The 21,476-nt window shown below is 69.5% G+C and carries 19 protein-coding genes; 14 read left to right on the forward strand and 5 right to left on the reverse strand.

The features are described from left to right. Positions 1-105 precede the first annotated feature (105 nt). On the reverse strand, positions 106-756 hold the full coding sequence (gene kstR / locus CRP45_RS28365; protein ID WP_067790127.1) for a cholesterol catabolism transcriptional regulator KstR: 651 nt from the start codon (positions 754-756) through the stop codon (positions 106-108). 147 nt (positions 757-903) lie between these two features. On the opposite strand from kstR, the gene CRP45_RS28370 reads away from it, so the two are divergent. The 6 genes from CRP45_RS28370 to CRP45_RS28395 all read left to right on the forward strand — a co-directional run bounded on the left by CRP45_RS28370 (position 904) and on the right by CRP45_RS28395 (position 7,955). Then, a complete protein-coding gene (locus tag CRP45_RS28370; protein WP_097247768.1) occupies positions 904-3,072 on the forward strand; it encodes an acyl-CoA dehydrogenase family protein in 2,169 nt (722 codons plus the stop codon). A gap of 23 nt (positions 3,073-3,095) precedes the next feature. Continuing rightward, entirely contained in the window at positions 3,096-4,160 is a 1,065-nt protein-coding gene (locus CRP45_RS28375) for an acyl-CoA dehydrogenase family protein (protein WP_097247769.1), read from the forward strand. Then, positions 4,145-5,305 carry an acyl-CoA dehydrogenase family protein gene (locus tag CRP45_RS28380; protein WP_097247770.1) on the forward strand — a complete coding sequence of 387 codons (1,161 nt, stop codon included), beginning with the start codon at positions 4,145-4,147 and terminating at the stop codon, positions 5,303-5,305. Before CRP45_RS28375 ends, CRP45_RS28380 begins: the two co-directional genes overlap by 16 nt. A gap of 16 nt (positions 5,306-5,321) precedes the next feature. Beyond that, on the forward strand, positions 5,322-6,260 hold the full coding sequence (locus CRP45_RS28385; protein ID WP_097247771.1) for a bifunctional MaoC family dehydratase N-terminal/OB-fold nucleic acid binding domain-containing protein: 939 nt from the start codon (positions 5,322-5,324) through the stop codon (positions 6,258-6,260). 131 nt (positions 6,261-6,391) lie between these two features. Continuing rightward, entirely contained in the window at positions 6,392-6,784 is a 393-nt protein-coding gene (locus tag CRP45_RS28390) for a MaoC family dehydratase (RefSeq protein WP_067790143.1), read from the forward strand. Next, a complete protein-coding gene (locus CRP45_RS28395) occupies positions 6,777-7,955 on the forward strand; it encodes a lipid-transfer protein (RefSeq protein WP_097247772.1) in 1,179 nt (392 codons plus the stop codon). The genes CRP45_RS28390 and CRP45_RS28395 overlap by 8 nt, the downstream gene beginning before the upstream one ends. A 447-nt stretch (positions 7,956-8,402) precedes the next feature. Here CRP45_RS28395 and CRP45_RS28400 read toward each other — a convergent pair whose 3' ends face one another. Beyond that, complete coding sequence (locus CRP45_RS28400; protein WP_245910526.1) at positions 8,403-9,164, reverse strand: alpha/beta fold hydrolase; 762 nt, start codon at positions 9,162-9,164, stop codon at positions 8,403-8,405. A gap of 201 nt (positions 9,165-9,365) precedes the next feature. On the opposite strand from CRP45_RS28400, the gene CRP45_RS28405 reads away from it, so the two are divergent. Beyond that, positions 9,366-9,803: an NUDIX hydrolase gene (locus CRP45_RS28405; RefSeq protein WP_067790148.1), complete on the forward strand. Its 438-nt coding sequence runs from the start codon at positions 9,366-9,368 to the stop codon at positions 9,801-9,803. Between the two features lie 839 nt (positions 9,804-10,642). Here the strand turns inward: CRP45_RS28405 and CRP45_RS28410 are convergent. Continuing rightward, positions 10,643-11,221, reverse strand: a complete 579-nt coding sequence (locus tag CRP45_RS28410; RefSeq protein WP_097247895.1) for a TetR/AcrR family transcriptional regulator — start codon at positions 11,219-11,221, stop codon at positions 10,643-10,645. An 80-nt stretch (positions 11,222-11,301) separates the two neighbouring features. Between CRP45_RS28410 and zapE the strand changes: the two genes are divergently transcribed. The 6 genes from zapE to CRP45_RS28440 all read left to right on the forward strand — a co-directional run bounded on the left by zapE (position 11,302) and on the right by CRP45_RS28440 (position 16,655). Next, entirely contained in the window at positions 11,302-12,330 is a 1,029-nt protein-coding gene (zapE, locus tag CRP45_RS28415; RefSeq protein WP_097247773.1) for a cell division protein ZapE, read from the forward strand. A 182-nt stretch (positions 12,331-12,512) separates the two neighbouring features. Beyond that, on the forward strand, positions 12,513-13,436 hold the full coding sequence (locus CRP45_RS28420; RefSeq protein ID WP_097247896.1) for a DUF4129 domain-containing protein: 924 nt from the start codon (positions 12,513-12,515) through the stop codon (positions 13,434-13,436). Continuing rightward, positions 13,433-13,930: a hypothetical protein gene (locus tag CRP45_RS28425; RefSeq protein WP_097247774.1), complete on the forward strand. Its 498-nt coding sequence runs from the start codon at positions 13,433-13,435 to the stop codon at positions 13,928-13,930. Before CRP45_RS28420 ends, CRP45_RS28425 begins: the two co-directional genes overlap by 4 nt. A gap of 27 nt (positions 13,931-13,957) precedes the next feature. Further along, the gene (locus CRP45_RS28430) at positions 13,958-14,920 is read left to right on the forward strand and encodes an AAA family ATPase (RefSeq protein ID WP_097247775.1); all 963 of its coding nucleotides are present in this window, start codon (positions 13,958-13,960) and stop codon (positions 14,918-14,920) included. Beyond that, the gene (locus CRP45_RS28435) at positions 14,917-16,200 is read left to right on the forward strand and encodes a DUF58 domain-containing protein (RefSeq protein WP_097247776.1); all 1,284 of its coding nucleotides are present in this window, start codon (positions 14,917-14,919) and stop codon (positions 16,198-16,200) included. Before CRP45_RS28430 ends, CRP45_RS28435 begins: the two co-directional genes overlap by 4 nt. After that, on the forward strand, positions 16,197-16,655 hold the full coding sequence (locus CRP45_RS28440; RefSeq protein ID WP_097247777.1) for a hypothetical protein: 459 nt from the start codon (positions 16,197-16,199) through the stop codon (positions 16,653-16,655). The genes CRP45_RS28435 and CRP45_RS28440 overlap by 4 nt, the downstream gene beginning before the upstream one ends. Before the next feature lie 72 nt (positions 16,656-16,727). On the opposite strand, the gene CRP45_RS28445 is transcribed toward CRP45_RS28440, so the two are convergent. Together CRP45_RS28445 and kstD are read right to left on the reverse strand one after the other, a co-directional pair. Further along, entirely contained in the window at positions 16,728-17,588 is an 861-nt protein-coding gene (locus tag CRP45_RS28445) for a MaoC/PaaZ C-terminal domain-containing protein (protein WP_067792234.1), read from the reverse strand. 431 nt (positions 17,589-18,019) lie between these two features. Further along, complete coding sequence (gene kstD / locus CRP45_RS28450) at positions 18,020-19,744, reverse strand: 3-oxosteroid 1-dehydrogenase (protein ID WP_372508072.1); 1,725 nt, start codon at positions 19,742-19,744, stop codon at positions 18,020-18,022. A 105-nt stretch (positions 19,745-19,849) separates the two neighbouring features. Between kstD and CRP45_RS28455 the strand changes: the two genes are divergently transcribed. Further along, positions 19,850-21,475 (forward strand): FAD-binding protein, encoded by a 1,626-nt coding sequence (locus tag CRP45_RS28455; RefSeq protein ID WP_097247898.1) that lies wholly within the window; start codon positions 19,850-19,852, stop codon positions 21,473-21,475. Position 21,476 lies beyond the last annotated feature (1 nt).

Below are 21,476 nucleotides of genomic sequence, written 5' to 3' on the forward strand. Positions count from 1 at the left end.
TGCAGTGGCAAGCGCGGCATAACACCACGGTAGCCCGGTCGCGGGCGGTGTGCCCGTCGACCGGGCTCCCCGATCCGATTCGGTTGGCGCGGTAATCGCCTTTGGCTATTTCGCCGCTTGATCTCCGAGGAGGAGATCCACGGTCAGTTCGAGACGATCTGTGACATCCGTCGCGGAAGCCCGTCGAGTGAGCCACGCCACCAGATTGGAAAGCCACACGTCACTGATGACGCGGGCAATGGCGAGTTGCCGTTCGGTCGGTTCTCCGTCGTTCATGGCGCGGGCGAAAACGCGGTCCATCACCTTGCCGACGCGGTCCACCTCGGCGGCGGCCGACGCGTCGGCGAACATGAACGCGCGTGTCATGGCCTCGGTGAGCAGTGGGTCGCGCTGCATCATCCTGGTGATCTGGGTGAGCAGCAGGTGCATGCGCTCGCGCGGCGTCGTCCCGGCGAGCGGCTTGCGTTTGCCCTCGATCTGCTCGAATTCCCTGGCCAGCGCCGAGACCAGCAGGTGCACTTTCGACGGGAAGTACCGGTACAGAGTGCCGACGGCCACATCAGCGCGCTCCGCGACGGCGCGCATCTGCACCGCGTCGTATCCACCCTTGGAGGCGAGCGCCAGCGTCGCGTCCAGGATGCGCTTGCGCCGCTCGCGCTGCGCGGCCGAGCTCAGATCGTCCTCGCTGAGCGTCGTCACGGTCGCTGGGCGGGCAGCGCTCGTGTCGGCGGGCTGCGATCGGGAGGGGCTGGCCATCGAAAAGGGTCCTTTCCTCGAACGTCGTACGGCGGCCTGGCGCGCGGTGCTCACCGATGCGGATTGGCCGTCTCTTGACTTCCGCCCGGCGATGATATTAGAACATGTTCTAGGTGTGGGAGTCACGCCGGAAAGGCGGGTTGGAGTGTGACCATCGCCACCACTGACGAGCATAAAGCCGTTCAGGAGTCGATGCGGGGCTGGGCTGGATCGGTCCGGCCGATTGCAACAATGCGGGCCGAGCCGGTCGGCTTCTGGCGCACGTACTGGCCCGCGCTGGCCGAACTCGGGATCTTCCGTGTCGCGGTGGCCGAGGACGCGGGCGGCGACGGCGGGTCGGTCGCCGATCTCGCAGTCCTGCTGGAGCAGGCCGCGCACGATCTGGTGGGCGGCCCGGTGCTCAGCACCGCCCTTGCCAACCTGGTCACCGCGGGCGCTCTTGCCGAAGACCTCCCATGCGGTGTCGCGCTCGACGTCGTTGTCGGTCCGGACGTTTCGTCCGAGACGGGTGTGAGCGTACCCGCCGCGGACTCGGACGTGTTGCTCACCGGTGTCTGGGACCTCGTGCTCGGGGCCGCTTCCGGCACCGCCGTGCTACTTCCGGTGACCAGCCCGGACGGGCAGCGCTGGTGCCTGGTGCCGCCGGGCGCCGCCGGTCTGCGCGTCGACGAGCTGACCTCGGCCGACCCGAGCACGCCGCTGGCCCGTGTGCACTGCACCGATGTCGCGGTGCCCGCCGAGCGGGTGTTCGCCTCCCCGCACCGGGTCGAAGACCTGCTCGTCGCGCTCGTTGCCGCCGAGCTTGCCGGCGTCGCGGGCTGGTGTCTGGAGACCGCGGTCGAATACGCCAAGGTGCGTGAGCAATTCGGTCGCAAGATCGGTTCCTTCCAGGCGGTCAAGCACATCTGCGCCTGGATGCTGTGCCGCACCGAGCTGATCCGCTCGGTCGCGCTGGACGCCGCCGCCGCCGTCGACGAGGGCGGCGCCGAACTGCCGATCGCGGCCGCCATCGCCGCGGCCATCTCGCTGGACGCCGCGGTGGAGACGGCCAAGGACTGCATCCAGGTGCTCGGCGGCATCGGCTTCACCTGGGAACACGACGCCCACTTCTACCTGCGCAGGGCGACGGCGCTGCGCCAGCTGCTCGGCGGCTCGGCGCGCTGGCGGGCCAGGGTCACCGAACTGACTCGTGCCGGATTGCGCAGGACCACCGGCGCGGACCGGGTCTTCGCCGCCGAGGGCGTCGACGTGGACGGCGCGGCGACCAACGACCTGGCCGCCGAGGTGGCCGCGATCGCCGCACTGCCGGTGGACCGGCAGCGCGACGCACTGGTCGACGCGGGCCTCGCCATGCCGCACTGGCCCGCGCCCTACGGCCGCGGCGCCGACCCGATGACCGGGTTGGTGATCTCCGAGGAGCTGCGCCGCGCGGGCGTGGCCGCACCCGACCTGGCCATCGGCGGGTGGGCGATCCCGACCCTGTTGCAGCACGGCACTCCCGAGCAGATCGACCGGTTCGCCTGGCCGACCCTGCGCGGGGAGGTGGTGTGGTGCCAGCTGTTCAGCGAGCCAGGCGCGGGTTCCGATCTCGCCGCGTTGCGCACCACCGCCAAGCGGGTCGAGGGCGGCTGGGTGCTGAACGGCCAGAAGGTCTGGACTTCGTTGGGCGACAAGGCGAACTGGGGCATCTGCCTGGCGCGCACCGACGCCGAGGCGCCCAAGCACCGCGGCATCTCCTACTTCCTCGTCGACATGCGAAGCAAGGGTGTGGAGATCCGCCCGCTGGTGCAGATCACCGGCGAGGCGCGGTTCAGCGAGGTGTTCCTCGACGACGTCTTCGTCCCCGACGACTGCCTGGTCGGCGCGCTGAACAACGGCTGGAAGATCGCCCGTTCCACGCTGTCCACCGAACGGGTCGCCATGGGCGGCAACGGAATCGGGCCGGTGCTCGAGGAGCTGATCGCCAAGCTGCCCGCCACCGGACCAGGCGCGGAGCTGCGCAACGACCGGCTCGGCGGCTTCGTCGCGGAGGCCATCGCCGGACTGCTGCTCGAACAGCGTGCCGCGGTCGCGATGCTGGCGGGCGCCGACCCTGGCGCGCAGAGCAGCGTGCGCAAGCTGGTCGGCGTGCGGCACCGGCAGGCGGTCGCGGAGTTCGCCGTCGAGGCGGCGGGACCGAACGGTGCGCTGGAGTCGGACGAGGTGACCGAATTCCTGCTCACCCGCTGTCTTTCCATCGCGGGAGGCACCGAGCAGATCCTGCTCACCGTGGCAGGTGAGCGGATTCTCGGGCTGCCGCGCGACGCGGACAGCTGACGAAACTCGACTGGGAGAACAGCGTGGACTTCACCAGGGACGAGCGCCAAGACGCCGTCGCCGAAGTAGTAGTGAGCTTGCTGGAGCGCGAATCCGCGCGGGATATGGAGCTGTGGCCGACCCTCGTCGAGTCGGGACTGCTCGCGGTCGCGCTACCGGAGCGCTTCGGCGGCGACGGCATGGGCCTGCCGGAGGTCTCGGTGCTGCTCACCGAGCTGGCCGTCGACGCGGTCGCCGTGCCCGCCCTGCCGACCTTGGGTTTCGCCCTGCTCGCGCTGCTACCCGTCCTGCCGGACGAGCAGGCCGAGGCCATCTGCCCCGAGATCGCGAAGGGCGCGGTGCTCACCGCGGCGCTCAGCGAGCCCGGTGCGCCCTTCGCCGCGACGCCGAAGACGACCGCGGTCGCCGAAGGGTCCGTCGTGCGAATCAGCGGGCACAAGGTCGCGGTGCCCTACGCCGAGCAGGCGCGCTGGCTGTTGATCCCGACCGATTCCGGTATCGCGCTCGTCGAGGGCGACGCCGCGGGCCTGACCGTCACGCCGTCGCCGACCTCGGGCGGCCTGCCCGAGGGCAGCGTCCTGTTGGACAACGTGGAGATCCCCGCCGAGCAGCTGCTACCCGGTGATCTCGCGCGGCTGCACCGGCTCGCCGTCGCGAGCATCGGCTCGGTCGCCGACGGACTGCTGAAGGGCGCGCTGGTGCTCACCGCCGAACACCTGCGGGTACGGCGGCAGTTCGGTAGGCCGCTCGCCGAATTCCAGGCGGTGGCGCAGCAGATCGCCGATCTGTACGTGGTGTCCCGCACCCTGCACGCCGCGGCCGTCTCGGCGAACTGGGCGCTCTCGCTGTCCGACGCCGATTCCGCGCACCTCGAGCGCGTCGACGACGACCTCGACGTACTCGCCTATACCGTGGCCTCCGAGCTGCCCGCCGCCATGCAGAAGTGCCACCACCTGCACGGAGGCCTCGGCGTCGACGTGACCCATCCGATGCACCGCTACTACTCCCAGGCCAAGGACATCGCCCGCTGGCTCGGCGGCGCGTCGTTCCGCCTGGATCGTCTAGGAGCAAGATGTTCATCGATCTGACCGCCGAGCAGCGCGCGCTGCGCGACGAACTCCGCAGGTACTTCGCCGATCTCGTCACTCCCGAAGAGGAGGCCGAGATGGCGGTGAACCGGCACGGTGACGCCTACCGCGCCGTGGTCAAGCGCATGGGCCGCGACGGCTGGCTCGGTGTCGGCTGGCCGAAGGAATACGGCGGGCAGGGTTTCGGGCCCGTCGAACAGCAGATCTTCTTCAACGAGGCGGTGCGCGCCGATGTGCCGCTGCCGCTGGTGACGCTGCTGACCGTCGGCCCGACCTTGCAGTCCTTCGGCACCGACGCGCAGAAGCAGAAGTTCCTGCCCGGAATCCTCTCCGGCGACATCCATTTCGCGATCGGCTACTCCGAGCCGGAGGCTGGCACCGATCTGGCGTCGCTGCGCACCAGCGCGGTCCGCGACGCCTCCGGCGACTGGATCGTCAACGGGCAGAAGATCTTCACCACCGGCGCGCACGAGGCCGACTACGTCTGGCTGGCCTGCCGCACCGGTACCGCGGAGTCGCGCCATCGCGGCATCACGATCCTGATCGTGGACACCAAGGACCCCGGCTACTCGTGGACGCCGATCATCACCTGCGACGGCGCCCACCACACCAACGCCACCTATTTCGACAACGTCCGGGTCCCCGCCGACATGCTGGTCGGCGAGGAGAACCGGGGCTGGCGGCTGATCACCACCCAGCTCAACCACGAGCGGGTCAGCCTCGGTCCGTCGGGCAAGATCGAACAGCTCTACGACCGGGTGCGCGACTGGGCGCGTCCGCGCGGGCTGCTCGTCGAACCCGATGTGCAGCGCTCGCTGGGCCGCATGCACGCCATGGTGCGGCTCAACGAATTGCTGAACTGGCAGGTCGCGGGGACAGTCGACGGCGATCAGTCGCAGGTCATCGCCGACGCATCGGCCACCAAGATCTTCTCCACCGAATCGCTCCAGGAAGCGGGCCGCCTTGCCGAGGAGATCGTCGGCCGCCACGGCGATCCGGCCGAGCCCGCCACCGCCGAACTGCTCACCTGGCTGGACCGGCGCACCAAACAGAACCTCGTGGTGACCTTCGGCGGCGGCGTCAACGAGATCATGCGCGAACTCGTCGCCACCGCCGGATTGAACCTGCCGCGAGTACCCCGATAGGAAGAAGGAGCCGCGCGTGCCGGACACGTCAACGCCGGAAGCGATCGTCGCCGCCGCAGAGAAGATCATCGCGGCGGGCGAGTGCGCGCCGCGCCTCGCGCGCGACCCGGTGAACCAGCCGATGATCAACAACTGGGTCGAGGCCATCGGCGACACCAACCCGATCTACGTCGACGAGGCCGCCGCCCGTGCCGCGGGCCACCCTGGCATCGTCGCGCCGCCCGCCATGGCGCAGGTGTGGACCATGTTCGGGCTCAACGGTGTTCGCCCGTCCGACGACCCGATGGGGGCCACCACCGAACTGCTCGACGAGGCGGGATTCACCTCGGTGGTCGGCACCAACTGCGAGCAGATCTACCACCGCTACCTGGTGCCAGGCGAACAGGTGAGTGTCACAAGTCGGCTGGAGAGCATCACCGGACCCAAGCGCACCGGGCTCGGCGACGGATGGTTCGTCACCTTCCGCACGTCCTGGCGCGTTGGCGACGAGCTCGTCACCGAAATGCTGTTCCGCATACTGAAGTTCGCGCCAGGCACCTCAGCCGCCCCGGCGAAACCGGCGGGGGAACGGGTCAAGCCGCTCGTCTCGTTGGACACCGAATTCTTCTGGGAGGGCGCGAAACTCGGCGAGTTGCGGATCCAGAAGCTGCCGGACGGCACGCTGCGGCACCCGCCGATCCCCGCGCTGTGGAAGGACAAATCCGAGCCGACCGACTACGTGGTCGCCTCGGGGCGCGGCACGGTGTTCAGCTACGTCGTGCATCACGCGCCGAAAGTGCCAGGGCGGGAACTGCCGTTCGTGGTCGCGCTTGTCGAATTGGAGGAAGGCGTGCGCATGCTCGGTGAACTGCGCGGCATCGAGCCGGCCGAGGTCGAGGTGGGCCTGCCGGTGCGGGTCGAGTTCGAGAAGCTCGAAGACGAGGCCGTGCTGCCGTATTGGACGGTGAACAAATGACGACAGCATCGCGAAGCGATTCCTCGAGGGGTGGTGGCCGGGCGACGGGTGGGCCGACAGCATCGCGAAGCGATTCCTCGAGGGGTGGTGGTCGGGCGACGGGTGGGCCCGCGACTACCGAACCAACTTCCGTGCAGGTCGGCACGACGCTGCCGGAACTGGTCGTGCACGCCGACCCGACCTTCGTCATCAGCACGGCGCTCGCCACCCGCGATTTCCAGGACGTGCACCACGACAGGGACAAGGCCGTCGCGCGCGGATCGAAGGACATCTTCGTCAACATCCTCACCGACACCGGCCTGGTGCAGCGCTTCGTCACCGACTGGGCGGGCCCGCGCGCCATCGTGAAGTCGATCGCGCTGCGCCTCGGGGTGCCGCTGTACGCGGGCGACACGCTGACTCTCACCGGCACGGTGAGCGCGGTCGACGGCGACGACATCCACATCGACGTCGTCGGGCGCGACAGCCTCGGCGACCACATCACGGCGAAAGTCGTCATCGCGCTGCGGGGTACCAATGACTGAGCAGAAGCTGTCGGGACGCGCCGCCATCGTCGGCATCGGCGCCACCGATTTCTCCAAGGACTCCGGCCGCAGTGAGCTGCGTTTGGCGGCCGAGGCGGTGACCGCCGCGCTCGCCGACGCGGGCCTCACGCCCGCCGACGTGGACGGCCTGACCACCTTCACCATGGACACCAACACCCAGGCCGCGGTCGCGCGCGCCACGGGGATTCCGCAGCTGAAGTTCTTCAGCCACATCGGTTACGGCGGCGGCGCGGCCTGCGCGACCGTGCAGCAGGCCGCGATGGCGGTGGCCACCGGCGTCGCCGACGTGGTGGTCGCCTACCGCGCGTTCAACGAGCGTTCGGTGTCGCGGTTCGGTCAGTTCTCCACGGCGCTGGCCACCGCGCCGACCTCCTCGGGCATCGACGCGGGCTGGTCCTATCCGCACGGGCTCGGCACGCCCGCCGCGCAGGTCGCCATGGTGGCGCGCCGCTACATGCACGTCTACGGCGCGACCAGCGAGGATTTCGGCCGAGTCGCCGTCGCCGATCGCAAGCACGCCGCGGTGAACCCGGACGCCTTCTTCTACGGCAAGCCGATCACCCTGGACGACCACCAGAATTCGCGCTGGATCGCCGAGCCGCTGCATCTGCTCGACTGCTGCCAGGAGTCCGACGGCGGCGTCGCCATCGTGGTGACCAGCGTCGAGCGGGCCCGCGACCTGCCGCAGAAGCCCGCGGTGATCACCGGCGCCGCGCAGGGTTCCGGCGCGGACCAGTACGTGATGACCAGCTACTACCGCGACGCCATGACCGGCCTTCCGGAGATGGGCCTCGTCGGCGAACAGCTCTGGGCGCAAAGCGGTTTGGGTCCGCAGGACATGCAGGCCGCTATCCTCTACGACCACTTCACCCCGTTCGTGCTCATGCAGCTCGAGGAGCTCGGGTTCTGCGGTCGCGGTGAGGCGAAGGATTTCGTCAAGGACGGCGCGATCGAACTGGGCGGCAGGCTGCCGCTCAACACGCACGGCGGCCAGCTCGGCGAGGCGTACATCCACGGCATGAACGGCATCGCCGAAGCGGTGCGCCAGATTCGCGGCACCTCGGTCAACCAGGTCGACTCGCTGCGGAACATTCTGGTGACCGCGGGGACCGGTGTGCCGACCTCGGGTCTGGTGTTGAGCGCCAACTGATTTCGCGTGCGCCCACTCGACGTGGGCGCCGGTCGGGTCGGCCATTCGGTAGGCACCCGCACCGGCTGGGGTCGGCCATTTGGTTGGTGCCCGCACCGGCTGGGTCGGCCATTCGGTTGGCGCCCGCACGGCAGGGTAGGCCATTCGGTCGGCGCGTTCGCCTGCGCACGATCGCCCTGCCCACATGGCGACGTGGTAGTCGGCCGAGCGCGGCACGCCAAGTGCGGCACACATGCCGCGCGGCTCATCGCCCGCGCCGCCGCCGACCCGATCTGGGCGACCGCGAGACGAGGTGATCGACGCGGAGCGGGACCGCACCGGCTGGGTCGGGCCATTCGAGTCGGCGGCCACACCGGCCGGTGTGCGAGGTTGGTGCCTGCCGAAATATCGAGCCCGGTGCCGGGCGGCCGCGTCCATCAGCTGCGTTCGCTCGGCAGGCGGTGCCTTCTATTCGGTGCTGCCGATGGCCGCGCGGATGGTCGCCGCGCACAAGGCCGGGTCATCGATCATCGGGACATGTCCGACGGCGGGAAGTTCCACATACCGCGCGTCGGGGATACGGCGCCGTGCGACAGCTCCGTTCACCGACGGCGGGAAGATGCGGTCCTTCGCCGACCAGGCGAGAGTGATGGGGCACGGCAGTGTGGGCATGGGCGCGACGCTTTCGGTGCTGCGCAGGATCTCGTAGGCGGCGGGGCAGTCGACGAGATCCTGTATCGCAGCGAGCGCTCGAGCCGCGGTCAGGCGATCGCCGTGTACCGCGACATCATTGAAGAGCAGTTTGCGGACGACAGCCGAACGCACCGGCAGCGGCGCGATCCGGTGCGCGACGTCCGCCAAGCGTTTCGTGCGGCGGAGCTTGCCGGTGGGCGCGGTTTCGTCGGCGGTGCCGGTTGTCCAGAATCCCGCCGGGGACAGTGCGCAGACCGAGCGCGCGCGGCCACGGCGGGCGAGCTCGATGCCCATCCATCCGCCAAGCGAGTTTCCGGCGATGTGCACTGTGCGCACGCCGCGTTCGTCGAGCAGTCGTTCGGTGACATCGACGAGATGCTCGATCGTCGCCGCGCCCTCGGCTTGCGGACCGCCGCGGTGCCCGGCGGCGGTCGGCACGATGAGATCGAACTCGTCGGCGAGCAGCGGAACGACTTCGTCCCATGCGGCGGCGGACATCGTCACGCCGTGCAACAGCAGTAGGGGATCTTTGCTCACGAACTTCTCCGACGGCATCGAGGACTCCGGACAGCGGCCGACACAGTCCTTCGGTGCGCGACCATCCGCGAAGTCTGCGGACAGACAGCGTTCGCTGTCAATCAGTCGAGCCTTGTTCGCCGCGGCGATCGAGTTCGGTGTCGAGCGCCGATCGCCGCGCGTAGTTTGGAGCGGCAATGTCGCCGCGACGGGAGGAGCCTCATGACCGACCGGCACCTTGTCGATGTCCACATCCTGCTCGTCCGCGGCGGCGAGGTGCTGCTGAGCAGGCGGCGCAGCGACGACGAATTCGACGGACGCTGGCACCTGCCCGCGGGAAAGCTGGAAGCGGGCGAGTCGGCCACGGCGGGCGCGGCCCGCGAGGCGATGGAGGAGATCGGCGTGGTCGTCGACCCGGCCGACCTCCGCCACATCCACACCGCGCACGTCGTCGGATCGGGCCGCGAAGCCCGCCTCGGGCTCTTCTTCGAGGCCGTGAATTGGTCAGGCGAACCGGTCAACCGCGAGCCCGACAAGTGCTACGAACTGGCCTGGTTCGCCTTGACGGCATTGCCAAGCGACCTCATCGAATACCCCGCCGCAGGCATCCGCGCCTACTTCACCGGCGCCACCTACTCCCAACGCGGCTGGCCCGTCTAGCCCGTGCCCGGGCATGCCCCGGTCTAGTACTGCGGCTCAAAGCCCCTCCCGCCCACATGCCTTCTGCACGCCGGCGCGCGCGCCCAATGCGGCTGTGCACCACTGCCACACCCCCCCACATAGTTCGGCGCCCGCGCCCACCGCGGCCGTGCACCGCTGCCACAGAGCTTCCGTACGCCTCACATAGCCAGTGCCTATGTGACGCGTGCGAAAGGCTTGTGGCGAAGGGTCCGGCGCGGCAGTGCATTGCTGCCACATATCTTCCGCACGCCTCACATAGCGGGTGCCCGCGTCCACCGCCGCCGTGCGCCGCTGCCACATGCCTTCTGCACGCCTCACGCAGTCGGTGCCCGCGCCCAGCGCGGCCGTGCACCGCTGCCACAGAGCTTCCGTACGCCTCACATAGCCAGTACCTATGTGACGCGTGCGAAAGGCTTGTGGCGAAGGGGCCGGCGCGGCAGTGCATTGCTGCCACATATCTTCCGCACGCTTCACATAGCCGGTGCCTATGTGAAGCGTGCGAAAGGTGTGTGGCGCGGGTCCGTCGCGGCGGTGCATTGCTGCCCATACAGCTTCCGCACGCCTCACATGGCCAGTGTCCGCGTCCAGTGCGGCCGTGCGCCGCTGCCACATGTCTTCCGCACGGTTCACATAGCCGGCGCCTATGTGAAGCGTGCGAAACTCTGTGGCCAAGTTCTGGCGCGGCTGTGCACTGCTGCCACATATCTTCCATACGCTTCACATAGCCGGTGCCTATGTGAAGCGTATGAAAGGTGTGTGGTACCAACATCTTCGGCGTGGCATGGCAGATCGGCGGACCCGTGCGGTGGCTCTGCTTGTCAGCGGCGGAGGTAGGCGGACAGGAGTGTCGTCAGCTGGGTGATGCTGGCGGGTGTGCCCGCGGGGAGGGCGCTGCGGCTGCCTGCGAAGCGGTCGAAGACCGCGCCCTCGAGGATGGCGACGAAGTCGGCGGCGGCGGTGTCCGGGTCGGGGAAGCCGTTGGCGCGGAACAGTTCTCGGGCGCGTTCGACCGAGAAGAGGCTGTTGGCGAGCCGGGGGTGCAGTTCCGGGTCGCCGATCAGGTCGATGATCAGTGCGTGCCGGGCGATCAGGTGGTCGCGGCGTTCGAGGAGCAGCCGGTCCAACCAGACCGCGATGCCGTTGGCGATGGAGGGCAGGTCGGTCGTCTCGGGTGCGTCGAACTTCGCCGCGACGAAATCGCTTCGGGAACGGGCGGATATCCGGTCGGCGATCGCCTCGATCAGCGCGCGTTTGGTGCGGAAGTAATAGGAGGACGATCCGGGCGGCAGTGCCAGCTCGGTGTCCAGCGCGCGGTGCGTCAGCGCGCGCAGGCCGCGCCGGGCGATCAGTTCGATGGCTGCGTCGACGATCAGGGTGCGGCGGTCGGTTGTGGACATCATCACCTCCCCTAGTCCGCATCCCGCGCCATGCTCTACAACTGTAGAGGACTCTACATCTGTAGAGCGAGGAGGCTGGGATGACGATCGAACTCGACCGGGATCAGCGCGCGGCGGCCGACCGGCTGGCTCGCCTCGTGGACCGGCGCGGCCGCCCGATCAAAGGTGCGCGGGGCGTCTACCTGCACGGTCGGCCAGGCCGCGGCAAGACCATGCTGATGGACCGTTTCCTCGCCACCGCCGACGCCGACCGCGCGAAGCGCTATCACTTCCACTGGTTCTTCGCCGAATTGCACAGCGCCGCACACGAAACCGGCTCGATCGACACCGCCATCGAGCGTCTGCTCGGCACCGCGCGCCTGGTCTGCTTCGACGAGTTCCACGTTCACGACATCGGCGACGCCATGCTCGTCGCCCGCATGCTGGATGCCCTCTTCGCCCGCCGCATCGCGCTCGTGCTCACCTCGAACTACCCGCCCACCCAACTCCTGCCGAACCCGCTGTTCCACGCCCGGTTCCTGCCGACCATCGCCCGCATCGTCGAACACTTGGACGTGCTCTCGGTAGACGGACCCACCGACTACCGCACACTGCCCAACCGCGACGCCACAAGGGGTTTCGCAGCGGGCCGCTATCTGGTCTGCTGCGTGCCGACCCAGAGCGAAGTAGGGACGCCGCCCGCCCCCGCCGCTAGCCCCGCCCGCACTGTCACCGCTGCCGGTCCCAAGGTCCCCGCCGAAGACGAGCTCCCGGTCCCGATCGGCGACCGCACACTCCGCGCCCGCGCCGTCGACGGCGACGCGATCACCTTCGACTTCTCCGCGCTCTGCGGCACCCCGACCTCCGCCGCCGACTACGTCGGCCTGACCCGCCGCTTCCGTCGCTGGACGATCCGGGACGTTCCCCGGCTGCGCGAGGTCCCGCCGGACTGGGCGATGCGTCTGGTGAACCTGGTCGACGTGCTCTACGACGCGGACCTCGAGCTCACGCTCTGCGCCGCGGCGCCCCTGGCCGAGCTGGTCGACGGCGTGGTCGGCGTTCCGGACATTTCGCGCACCGCGAGCCGCCTCTGTGAGATCTCACAAGCGGTGACCGCGGCGGCTGGGTAGCCGCACTTTTCCGGTCCTACCTGCGGCGACTCGCCGGCGGCCCGAGTTAAAACGGACATGATCCGAAGTATTCGATTCGCTCCCGAGCGGACCGTTCGGCATGTAACTATGTGGCTGATTCGAGCAGTTCTCAGGTTTGGTGGTAGACGCTGGTGGTCCGGGCGCGAGCGGCGATATCGCGCGTGATCGTGCTGATCACGCTGCTGGCCGTTGCCGCGATCGCCTTACGCGGGCACATTCCCGGCGCGGTCGAGGAGAGCGCCGATCGTCGCTCGGGTCCCTCCGCGCTCGCCTTGGCGCTGATGCCGGTGCTGCTCACGGTCTCGGTGGTGATCCTGCTCGCGGGCGTGATCGCCAGTCAGCACCGGCTGCCGCTCGCCATGCCCGAACTCGATCGGGAGGAGGAGCGCCGCCAATGGCGACTCGGCCGGGTCGGTCTGCTGGTACTCGCGGCTCTCGCCGGGCTCGCGCTGGTCTTGGCCGCCGCCTCCGCCGTGTTCTTCGTCGGCGTCCGCACAGAAGTGCAGCCGTCCGAGCCCGCGCCCGCCACCGGCGAGGGCGCACCGCCCGAACATCTCCCTACCACTCCGCCGCCCCAGCCCGGCGGAGCCGAGAGCCTGACCGGAACCGGCTTGGTTCTGACGATCGTCGGCGCAGGCGTCCTGGTCGGTGTCGCGCTGGTCGGTCTGGTGGTGGTCGCCGCGACGGCCCGCCGCAAGCCGGCCGCCGCTCCGCTGCCGGAGACTCCCGCACCGCCGACCGCCGTCGATTCGCTCGCCAGGGCCGCCGAAATGGGTCTGGCCGCGATGAACGCGCCGGGCCAGGAGCCGCGCACCGCCATCATCGCCTGCTATGTCGCCATGGAGCGCGGTCTCGCCGTCGACCGCGCGGCCGCGCCACTGGCCTCCGACACCCCGATGGAAGTGCTTGCCCGCGCGTTCGAGCGCGGCGCGCTGCACGACGCGTCCGCCCGCGAGCTCGTCGCGCTCTTCGAGGAGGCCAGGTTCAGTCCACACGCGATGCTCGAGTGGCAGCGGATGCGTGCCGAACAGCTGCTGCGCATCGTGCTCGCCGACCTGCAAGGAGAGGTGGTGGTGGCCGGATGAACAGGGCAGGGATCGCGGCCGCCGCGATCGTCGCGGTAGTGGTGCTGGAGCTGGTCGCGTTCGGCAGGGCGCGCGGTGCGATGCTGCTGCTCGCCGCCGTCCCGGTCGCCCTCGCGCTGTTCCAGCTGATCCTGACGTTGCGCGAGCGCGGGAACGCCGACGACGACGAGCGCGCCGACGACATCGAGAACGGCCCGCAGGAAATGCTGAACCGCTGGCAGGCGCGGGCGCAGATGCTCGCAGAGCGCGCCGACGGCAGCAGGGCCGACTGGGATCGGCACCTGCGGCCATTGCTCGCCAAAGAATTCGAGTTGTCCACGGGCATGCGGGTAGCCAAGAACCGCAGGGCGACCGAAGCGGCCGGGATTCTGCAGTTCGGACCGGAACTGTGGCGCTGGGTGGATCCGGCGAACTCGGCACTGCGCGATCAGACGACGCGCGCACCGGGTCGGGCGGCGCTGGACGAGATCCTGCGCCGCCTGCAGAGAATGTGAAATGGGTTGACGAGTGCGAGTAGACAAATGACGATGCCACTGGACGTGACCGTCCAGCGAACCGAGGCGGTGCTGCGGGAGCTGGGCCGCGTCGTCGTGGGCAAGCGCGACGAATTGCAGCTGATCATGATCGCCGTGCTGTCCGGTGGGCACGTCCTCATCGAGGACCTGCCCGGACTCGGCAAGACGCTGATCGCCAGATCCTTCGCCGCCGCGCTCGGCCTCGACTTCACGCGGGTGCAGTTCACCCCCGACCTGCTACCCGCCGACCTGCTCGGCTCCACCATCTACGACATGAACTCGGGCCGGTTCAACTTCCGGCGCGGCCCGGTCTTCACCAACGTGCTGCTGGCCGACGAGGTGAACCGCACCCCGCCGAAGACCCAGGCCGCGCTGCTGGAGGCGATGGCGGAGGGACAGGTCAGCATCGACGGCGAAACCTACCCGCTGCCGCAGCCGTTCATCGTGCTCGCCACCGACAACCCCATCGAATACGAGGGCACCTATCCGCTGCCCGAGGCGCAGCTCGACCGCTTCGCCATCCAGCTGCGGCTGGGCTACCTGTCCGAGCACGACGAGACCCAGATGATCCGCAGGCGCCTGGAGCGCGGCGCGACGCCGCCGCAGGTCGGCCAGGTGGTCGACGCCAACGGGCTGCTGGAGATGCGGCAGTCGGTCGAATACGTGACGGTGCATCCCGACGTGGTCGGTTACGTCGTCGCTCTGGCGGGCGCCACCCGTGGCCACCCGCAGGTCGAGGTCGGCGCGAGTCCGCGCGCCGAACTGGATCTGGTGCAGATGTCGCGCGCCCGCGCACTGCTGCTCGGCCGGGACTACGTCATCCCGGAAGACGTGAAGGCGCTGGCGATTCCGGCCATGGCGCACCGGATCACGCTGCGCCCGGAGATGTGGGTGCGGCGGATCCGCGGCGAGGACGTCATCGCCGAACTGCTGCGCCGCCTGCCGGTTCCGCGCGCCACCGTGACATGACCCGGTCGAGGCACCGCGACGCGAGCGCCACCGTCGAGGCCGAATTGCGGTGGCGCGCAGCGCCGCTGGTGTACATGCTGGCCTGCTGCGCGGCGGTGGCGCTGGTGGTCGCGGTCGTCGCCGCGCGGTGGCAGTTGGTGGTGTTCGCCGCGCCGCTGCTCGGCGTGCTCGCGACCGCGCCGTGGCAGCAGTCGCGGACCAGGATCCAGGTCGACGGCGGCGGCACCCTGCGCTGCTTCGAGACCGAGGAGGTTGTCCTCACCGTCGCCGCCTTCGTCGAGGCGGGGCACGCGCTGCTTCGCCTGAAGCCGCAGACGGTGCAAGGACTCGGGATCGAGATCGAGGAGGCGAGTGACTCAGGGGCGGCGCCCGCCGGGCTGCGGCTGGCCCTCTCGGCCGCGCGCTGGGGCCGCTACCCGGTGTCGGTGCGGGTGTCCGCGCTCAGCCCGGCGGGGCTCGCCATCGCGACGGCGACGCTGCCCGCCGGACAGTTGTTCGTCTACCCGGTGACCGACCCGCAGCGAATGCGCTTGCCGCGCACCGAACTTCCGGAACGGCTCGGCACCCATCTGACCCGGAGGCACGGCCCGGGCGTGGAATACGCCGACATTCGCGCCTACGCGCCGGGCGATCAGCTGCGGATCGTGAACTGGCCGGTCAGCGCCCGGCGCGGGCGGTTGTACGTCACCGAGCGGCTGACCAACCGGTCCGCCGACGTCGTCGTGCTCGTCGACACCTCGCAGCAGGCGCCGGGCCCGGCGACCGATTCGCTCGAGCTGTCGGTGCGCGGCGCGGCCCAGGTCGTGCAGTCGACATTGCAGGCGGGCGACCGGACCGCGGTGGTCTGCCTAGGCCAGGACCCGCGCTGGCTGCGGCCCGACATCGGGCGGCGCCAGTTCTACCGGATCGTCGACACCGTGCTCGACGTGGGCGACGAGCACATCCCCACCACCGGCACCCTTGCGCCGCACGCCGCGGTGCCGCTCGGCGCGATCGTGGTGGCCTTCTCCACATTGCTCGACACCCAGTTCGCGCTGGCGCTGATCGATCTGCGAAAGCGCGGGCACGTCGTCGTGGTGGTGGACGTGTTGCGCGGCACGCCGTTTCGCGACGGTCTCGACCAGACCCTCGCGCGCATGTGGCAGCTGGAACGCGCCTCCATGTATCGCGACATGGGCACCGTCGGCGTCGACATCGTGCCGTGGGCGCAGGACGCCAGGCTCGACGAGATCATGCGCCTGCTGCCCGAACACCGCAGGACAGTGCGGGTGCGCCGATGACCAGATTCCTCGCCGTGCTCGCCGGTGTCCTACTCGTCACGTCGGTCCTGCTCATGTCGCCGCTCGCGGCCATTCCCGCACTGATACTGACGGCGGCGGGCTGGTGGTTCCGCCCCGCCGCGGTCGCCGCCGTGCTCGTCGCGATCGGCGTGCTCGCCTGGGCCGACACCGGTGTACTCGCTGCGGCCGCAACGGGTTTGGTGGCCACCACCTACCTGCTGAACGCGGCGACCGTGACCGCGCCGGTCGGCGTCGTGCCGACCACGCTGCCCTCGGTCGTCGGGGCGGTGGGTTTCGCGGCCTGCGCGGTGGGCGCGGCCCTGCTGCCGCTGCGTCTGGCCTGGGCTCCCGCGGTCGCGCCGGTCGTCGTGATCGTGTTGTACGCCTTGGTCATCCAAGGCCTCGGCCCACGCCGCAACCGATCAGAGGCGATAGTCGGTCCGCCGTCCGGCTAGATCGCGCACGAAGGTGACCGACTCTCCGAACGAGCGACGGTCACCCCGGCTGCTCCACGCTGATGTCCCGCCCTACTCGAACTTCAGGCTGACGTCCGCGAGCACCGGCGCGTCCTCGCGCTCGACCACGGTCGCGGCGATGACGAGTTCGCCGTCGGTGCGCCAGATCCGGGTGCGGATCGTCTCGCCCGGGTAGAGCACACCGGCGAAGCGCGCGCGGAAACCGGTGACGCGGGTGGCGTCGGCATCCAGTGCGGTGTCGGTCGCGGTCTTGCAGACGATTCCGTAGGTGCACAGGCCGTGCAGGATCGGGTTGGGGAACCCTGCCGCGCGGGCGAATTCGGGGTCGGAGTGCAGCGGATTGCGGTCGCCGAGCATCCGGTACAGCAGCGCCTGCTGCGGCAGCGTGCGCGTGGTGACGTCGAAATCCGGTGCGCGATCGGGCAGTTCCGACTTCGTGCTCGGCCCACGCTCACCGCCGAAGCCGCCCTCACCCTTGGCGAAGATGGACGAGCGGGTGGTCCACAGCGGCGCGCCGTCGGAGCCGGTGATGGTGTGCTCCTGCACGACCACAGCGGCCGAGCCCTTGTCCCAGATCTCGCTGATCCGCCCGGTGCTGGTCGCCTTCCCCGCGGCGGGGATCGGGCGGTGCACCTCCACCTCTTGGTGTCCGTGCACCACCTTCGCCAGGTCGATGTCGATACCGGGGAAGCTCACCTTGGGCGGCTCGGTCTCGTGCAGAGTCTGCGCGACGGTCGCGAAGGTCGGCAGCACCTGCGGCTCCCGATCGTCGAGGTAGCGCAGCTCGGCGGCATCGGTCCACCGCGCTCCCGCGCCGAGGCCGAGCTGATAGAGCTGCACATCCGACGGCGTCCACGCGAACTCCCGGCTCGGCAGTTCCGCGCCGAGCGCGATCTTCGGGTCGATGGGCATCAGTACTCCTTGTGCATGGTTGTGGACGGATTGGTTCGTCTCAGCCCACGAATCGATCCTGCGGGCACGCGCCCGCCACTGGCAACGCCAAATCCACTCGCCGGGACGGCGGCCCGCCGCGAGTCCGGCCGCCGCGTGCGGGCCGGTGCCGCGCTCGACTGCGAGCCCGGCCGCTGCGTGAGATGGCGCCGCACCCAGATCCGCGGGCTCGTGCGCCGCGCGGGCCGGTGTCGCGCCCGCATCCGTGGGTTCGTCGCCGCATAGGACGGCGTCCCGCACGATCCACGGTCTGCGAGGTCGGCGTACCGCCACACGGGCACGTCCGGCGGCGCAGCGCGAGCGGTTCGGGTCGATGCCACACACTTTTCACACGGTTCACATAGGCACCGCCTATGTGAACCGTGTGGTGCCTGTGTGGCAGGGGCATGCGGTTACGCCTCGGAGGCGGCCGCGGCGGGCTGCTCCTGCTTGCGCTTGGCGATGTCGAGGACGGCGAGGTAGCCGAAGGTGATCGCGGGGCCGATGGTCGCGCCGGGTCCGGCGTAGGTGTGGCCCATGACCGGCGTCGAGCAGTTGCCCGAGGCGTAGAGGCCCTCGATGGTGCTGCCGTCTTCGCGCAGCACCCGGCCCGCCGAGTCGGCGACGAGACCGCCCTTGGTGCCGAGATCGCCAGGCACGATCTTGGCCGCGTAGAACGGACCCTGCACCAGGCCTGCGAGGCAGGGGTTCGGCTTCACCGTCGGGTCGCCGTAGTAGCGGTCGTAGTGGCTGTTGCCGCGGCCGAAGTCCTCGTCGGTGCCGGCCTCGGCGAACTTGTTGAACCGCTCGACGGTCGCGGCCAGATTCTCCGCGGGCACGCCGATCGCGGACGCCAACTCTTCCAGGCTTTCGGCCTTGACGATGTTGTCGTTTTCCATCCAGCGGGACGGAAAGCGCAGACCAGGCTGCAATCCGGCGAAGATGTAGCGGTTGCGATAGCGCTGGTCGAACACCAGCCACGCCGGGATGTTCTCGCCCGGACCCTCGCCCTGCCCATATTCGCCGCCGTACATGGTGTGCCCAGCCTCGACGTAAGGAGCGGACTCATTACCGAATCGCTTGCCGTCGCGGTTGACGATGATGCAGCCGGGCAGATTGCGCTCGGCGAGGGCGAACCACGGGCGACCACCCTTGAAGACGGTCGGCCCCCACCAGGCGTCTTCCATGAAGTCGACCGCGCCGCCCGCCTCGATGCCGGCGCGGATGCCGTCGCCGGTGTTGGCCGCCGCGCCCGTCGTCCACTCGGTGGTGATGGGCTGGCGCTGGTACTTCGCGCGCATCTCCGCGTTGTGCTCGAAACCGCCGCTGCCGAGCACGACGCCGTGGCGCGCGGTGAACACGACAGGCTTACCGTCCACCAGCGCACGTACGCCCGTGACCGCGCCGTTCTCCACGACGAGCTCCGTCATCGGCGTATTCAGCAGCACCGGAACGTTCGCGTCCATCAGCCCCTTGCGCATGGCGGCGATGATGGCCTGACCCATGCCGACGATGTGCTTGCCGGTGAACTTGGCCCAGTAGGTTCGCGCGCCGACGCGCATGGCGCGCATCATGCCCTTCGGGTGGCGGCGGATGAGGTTGAGGCGGACGAAATCCGCCTGCATGACGACCACGTTCAGCGGCGCCTTCGCATAGGGAGGCTCCAGCTTGTCCTTCTCCGCGCCCAGCACTTTGAGGTTGAAAGGCTTGGGCTCGCAGGAGCGTCCCTCGCCGAGACCGCCGGGCGCCTCCGGGTAGTAGTCCGAGTACCCGGGCACCCACTTCATCTTCAGCGGGGTGTGGTCGAGCACGAAGTCGAAGGCTTCCGCGCCGCGGTCGATGTAGGTGTCGATCCGGTCCTTTGGCACCACGTCGCCGACGATGCTGTGCAGGTAGGTGCGCGCGTCCTCACGGTCGTCGGGACGACCCGACGCGCGCAGCGCCTTGTTGCCGGGAATCCACACGCCGCCACCGGAGCGCGCGGTCGACCCGCCGTAGTGCGCGGCCTTTTCGATGATGACCGCGCTGAGGCCGTGGTGGGCCGCGGTGAGGGCGGCGGTCATGCCCGCGGCGCCGCTGCCGACCACCACCACGTCGTAGCTGTGTGGCTCGAGAACCGGATCTGTCATGTAGAACACGTTATAGAATGGACGCGCCATTGGTCTATGTTGTGTGGCAGAAGACTTGCTCGGCGTTCCATTTGTCGAGGAAACTTGTTTCAGTTTCGGACCGGAGTGAAGTACATGGGCCTCGAATGGGACCTGACCGCTGACGTGGTCGTCGTCGGATACGGCGCCGCGGGAGCGTCGGCCGCCTTGGAAGCGACGGAGGCGGGCGCGCAGGTCGTGGTGTTGGAGCGGTTCAACGGAGGCGGCGCGTCTGCGTTGTCCGGCGGCATCATCTACGCCGGTGGCGGCACGTCGGTGCAGCGCGAGGCGGGGGTGCGCGATACGCCGGAGCAGATGCTCGCCTATCTCGAGCGCGAGGTCGGCACCGCCGTCACACCGGAGACGCTGCGCCGTTTCGTGGACGAGAGCCCGGCCATGATCGAGTGGTTGAAGGGGCACGGCGTGCCGTTCGAGGCCTCGCTCTGCCCGTACAAGACCTCGTACCCGAACGACAGCTACTACCTGTACTACTCCGGCAGCGAGGTCTCCGGTTACGGCCGCGAGGTCGCCGAGCCCGCGCAGCGCGGCCACCGCGTCAAGGGCAAGGGCACCTCTGGCAAGCAGCTCACCGGCCCGCTCGCCGCCTCCGCGGCGCGCCGCGGCATTCGGGTCGAAACCCTCACCACCGCAACGCGATTGATCACCGACGACAACGGCGTGGTGATCGGCGTCGAATGCCGATCGCTGCGCGACGCCCCCGGCCGGGTCCGTGACCGCTACAGCCGCATGGCCAAGGCCGCGGCCAAGCCGGGCATCTACTATCCGCCGCTGCGCAAGTCGCTGGAGAAGCGCCTCGACCTGCTCGATCGCCGCTACGGCACGACGATTCGGGTAAGGGCGAGACGCGGCGTCGTGGTCAGCGCGGGCGGCTTCATCGCCAATCGCGCCATGCTCGCGCAGTACGGTCCGCAGTACCGCGCCGGTCTCGCGCTCGGCACCACCGGCGACGACGGCAGCGGCATCCTGATGGCGCAAGAGGTCGGCGCGGCCACCGACCGCATGGGCAACGTCTCGGCCTGGCGATTCATCTTGCCGCCCAGCGCTTTCACCGGCTCGGTGCTGGTCGACGCGCACGGCCGCCGGGTGATCGACGAGACCCGCTACGGCGCCGCGGTCGGCCACAAGCTGATCAACGAGCACGAGGGCAAGGGCTGGCTGCTCGCCGACGCGCGGCTCATGCGCACCGCGATAGCGCAGATCCGCACCCAGGCGACCTGGTTCCAGCGCGGCCAATTCGAAGTGATGCGCCGCAACGCGGTGCGTGGCGCGACACTGGAAGCCGTTGCGGCCAAGGCGGGTATCGATCCGGCCGGGCTGCGCGCGACCGTCGACGCGCACAACGCCGCCATCGCGAACGGCACACCCGACCCGGTCGGCAAGCCCGTTGAATTCACCGAACCCGTGCGCAGCGGCCCGTACTGGCTGTTGGATGTGGGGATCAAGCCGAGTCTCACCAACCCGTGCCCGATGCTCACCCTCGGCGGCGTCGTCGTCGACGAGCACACCGGCGCGGTGAAAAACGCCGAGGGCAACGACATTCCGGGCCTGTTCGCCGCGGGCCGGACCGCCGTCGGCATCTGCTCGGATTCCTACGTCAGCGGTCTCTCGCTGGCCGACTGCGTCTTCTCCGGTCGCCGCGCGGGACGGTCCGCGGCGGACGAACAGGCCGTCCTCGAAAAAGCAACAGTGGAAGGAAACTAGC

The organism is Nocardia amikacinitolerans, assembly GCF_900215415.1.
GTDB classification, from domain to species: Bacteria; Actinomycetota; Actinomycetes; order Mycobacteriales; family Mycobacteriaceae; genus Nocardia; species Nocardia amikacinitolerans.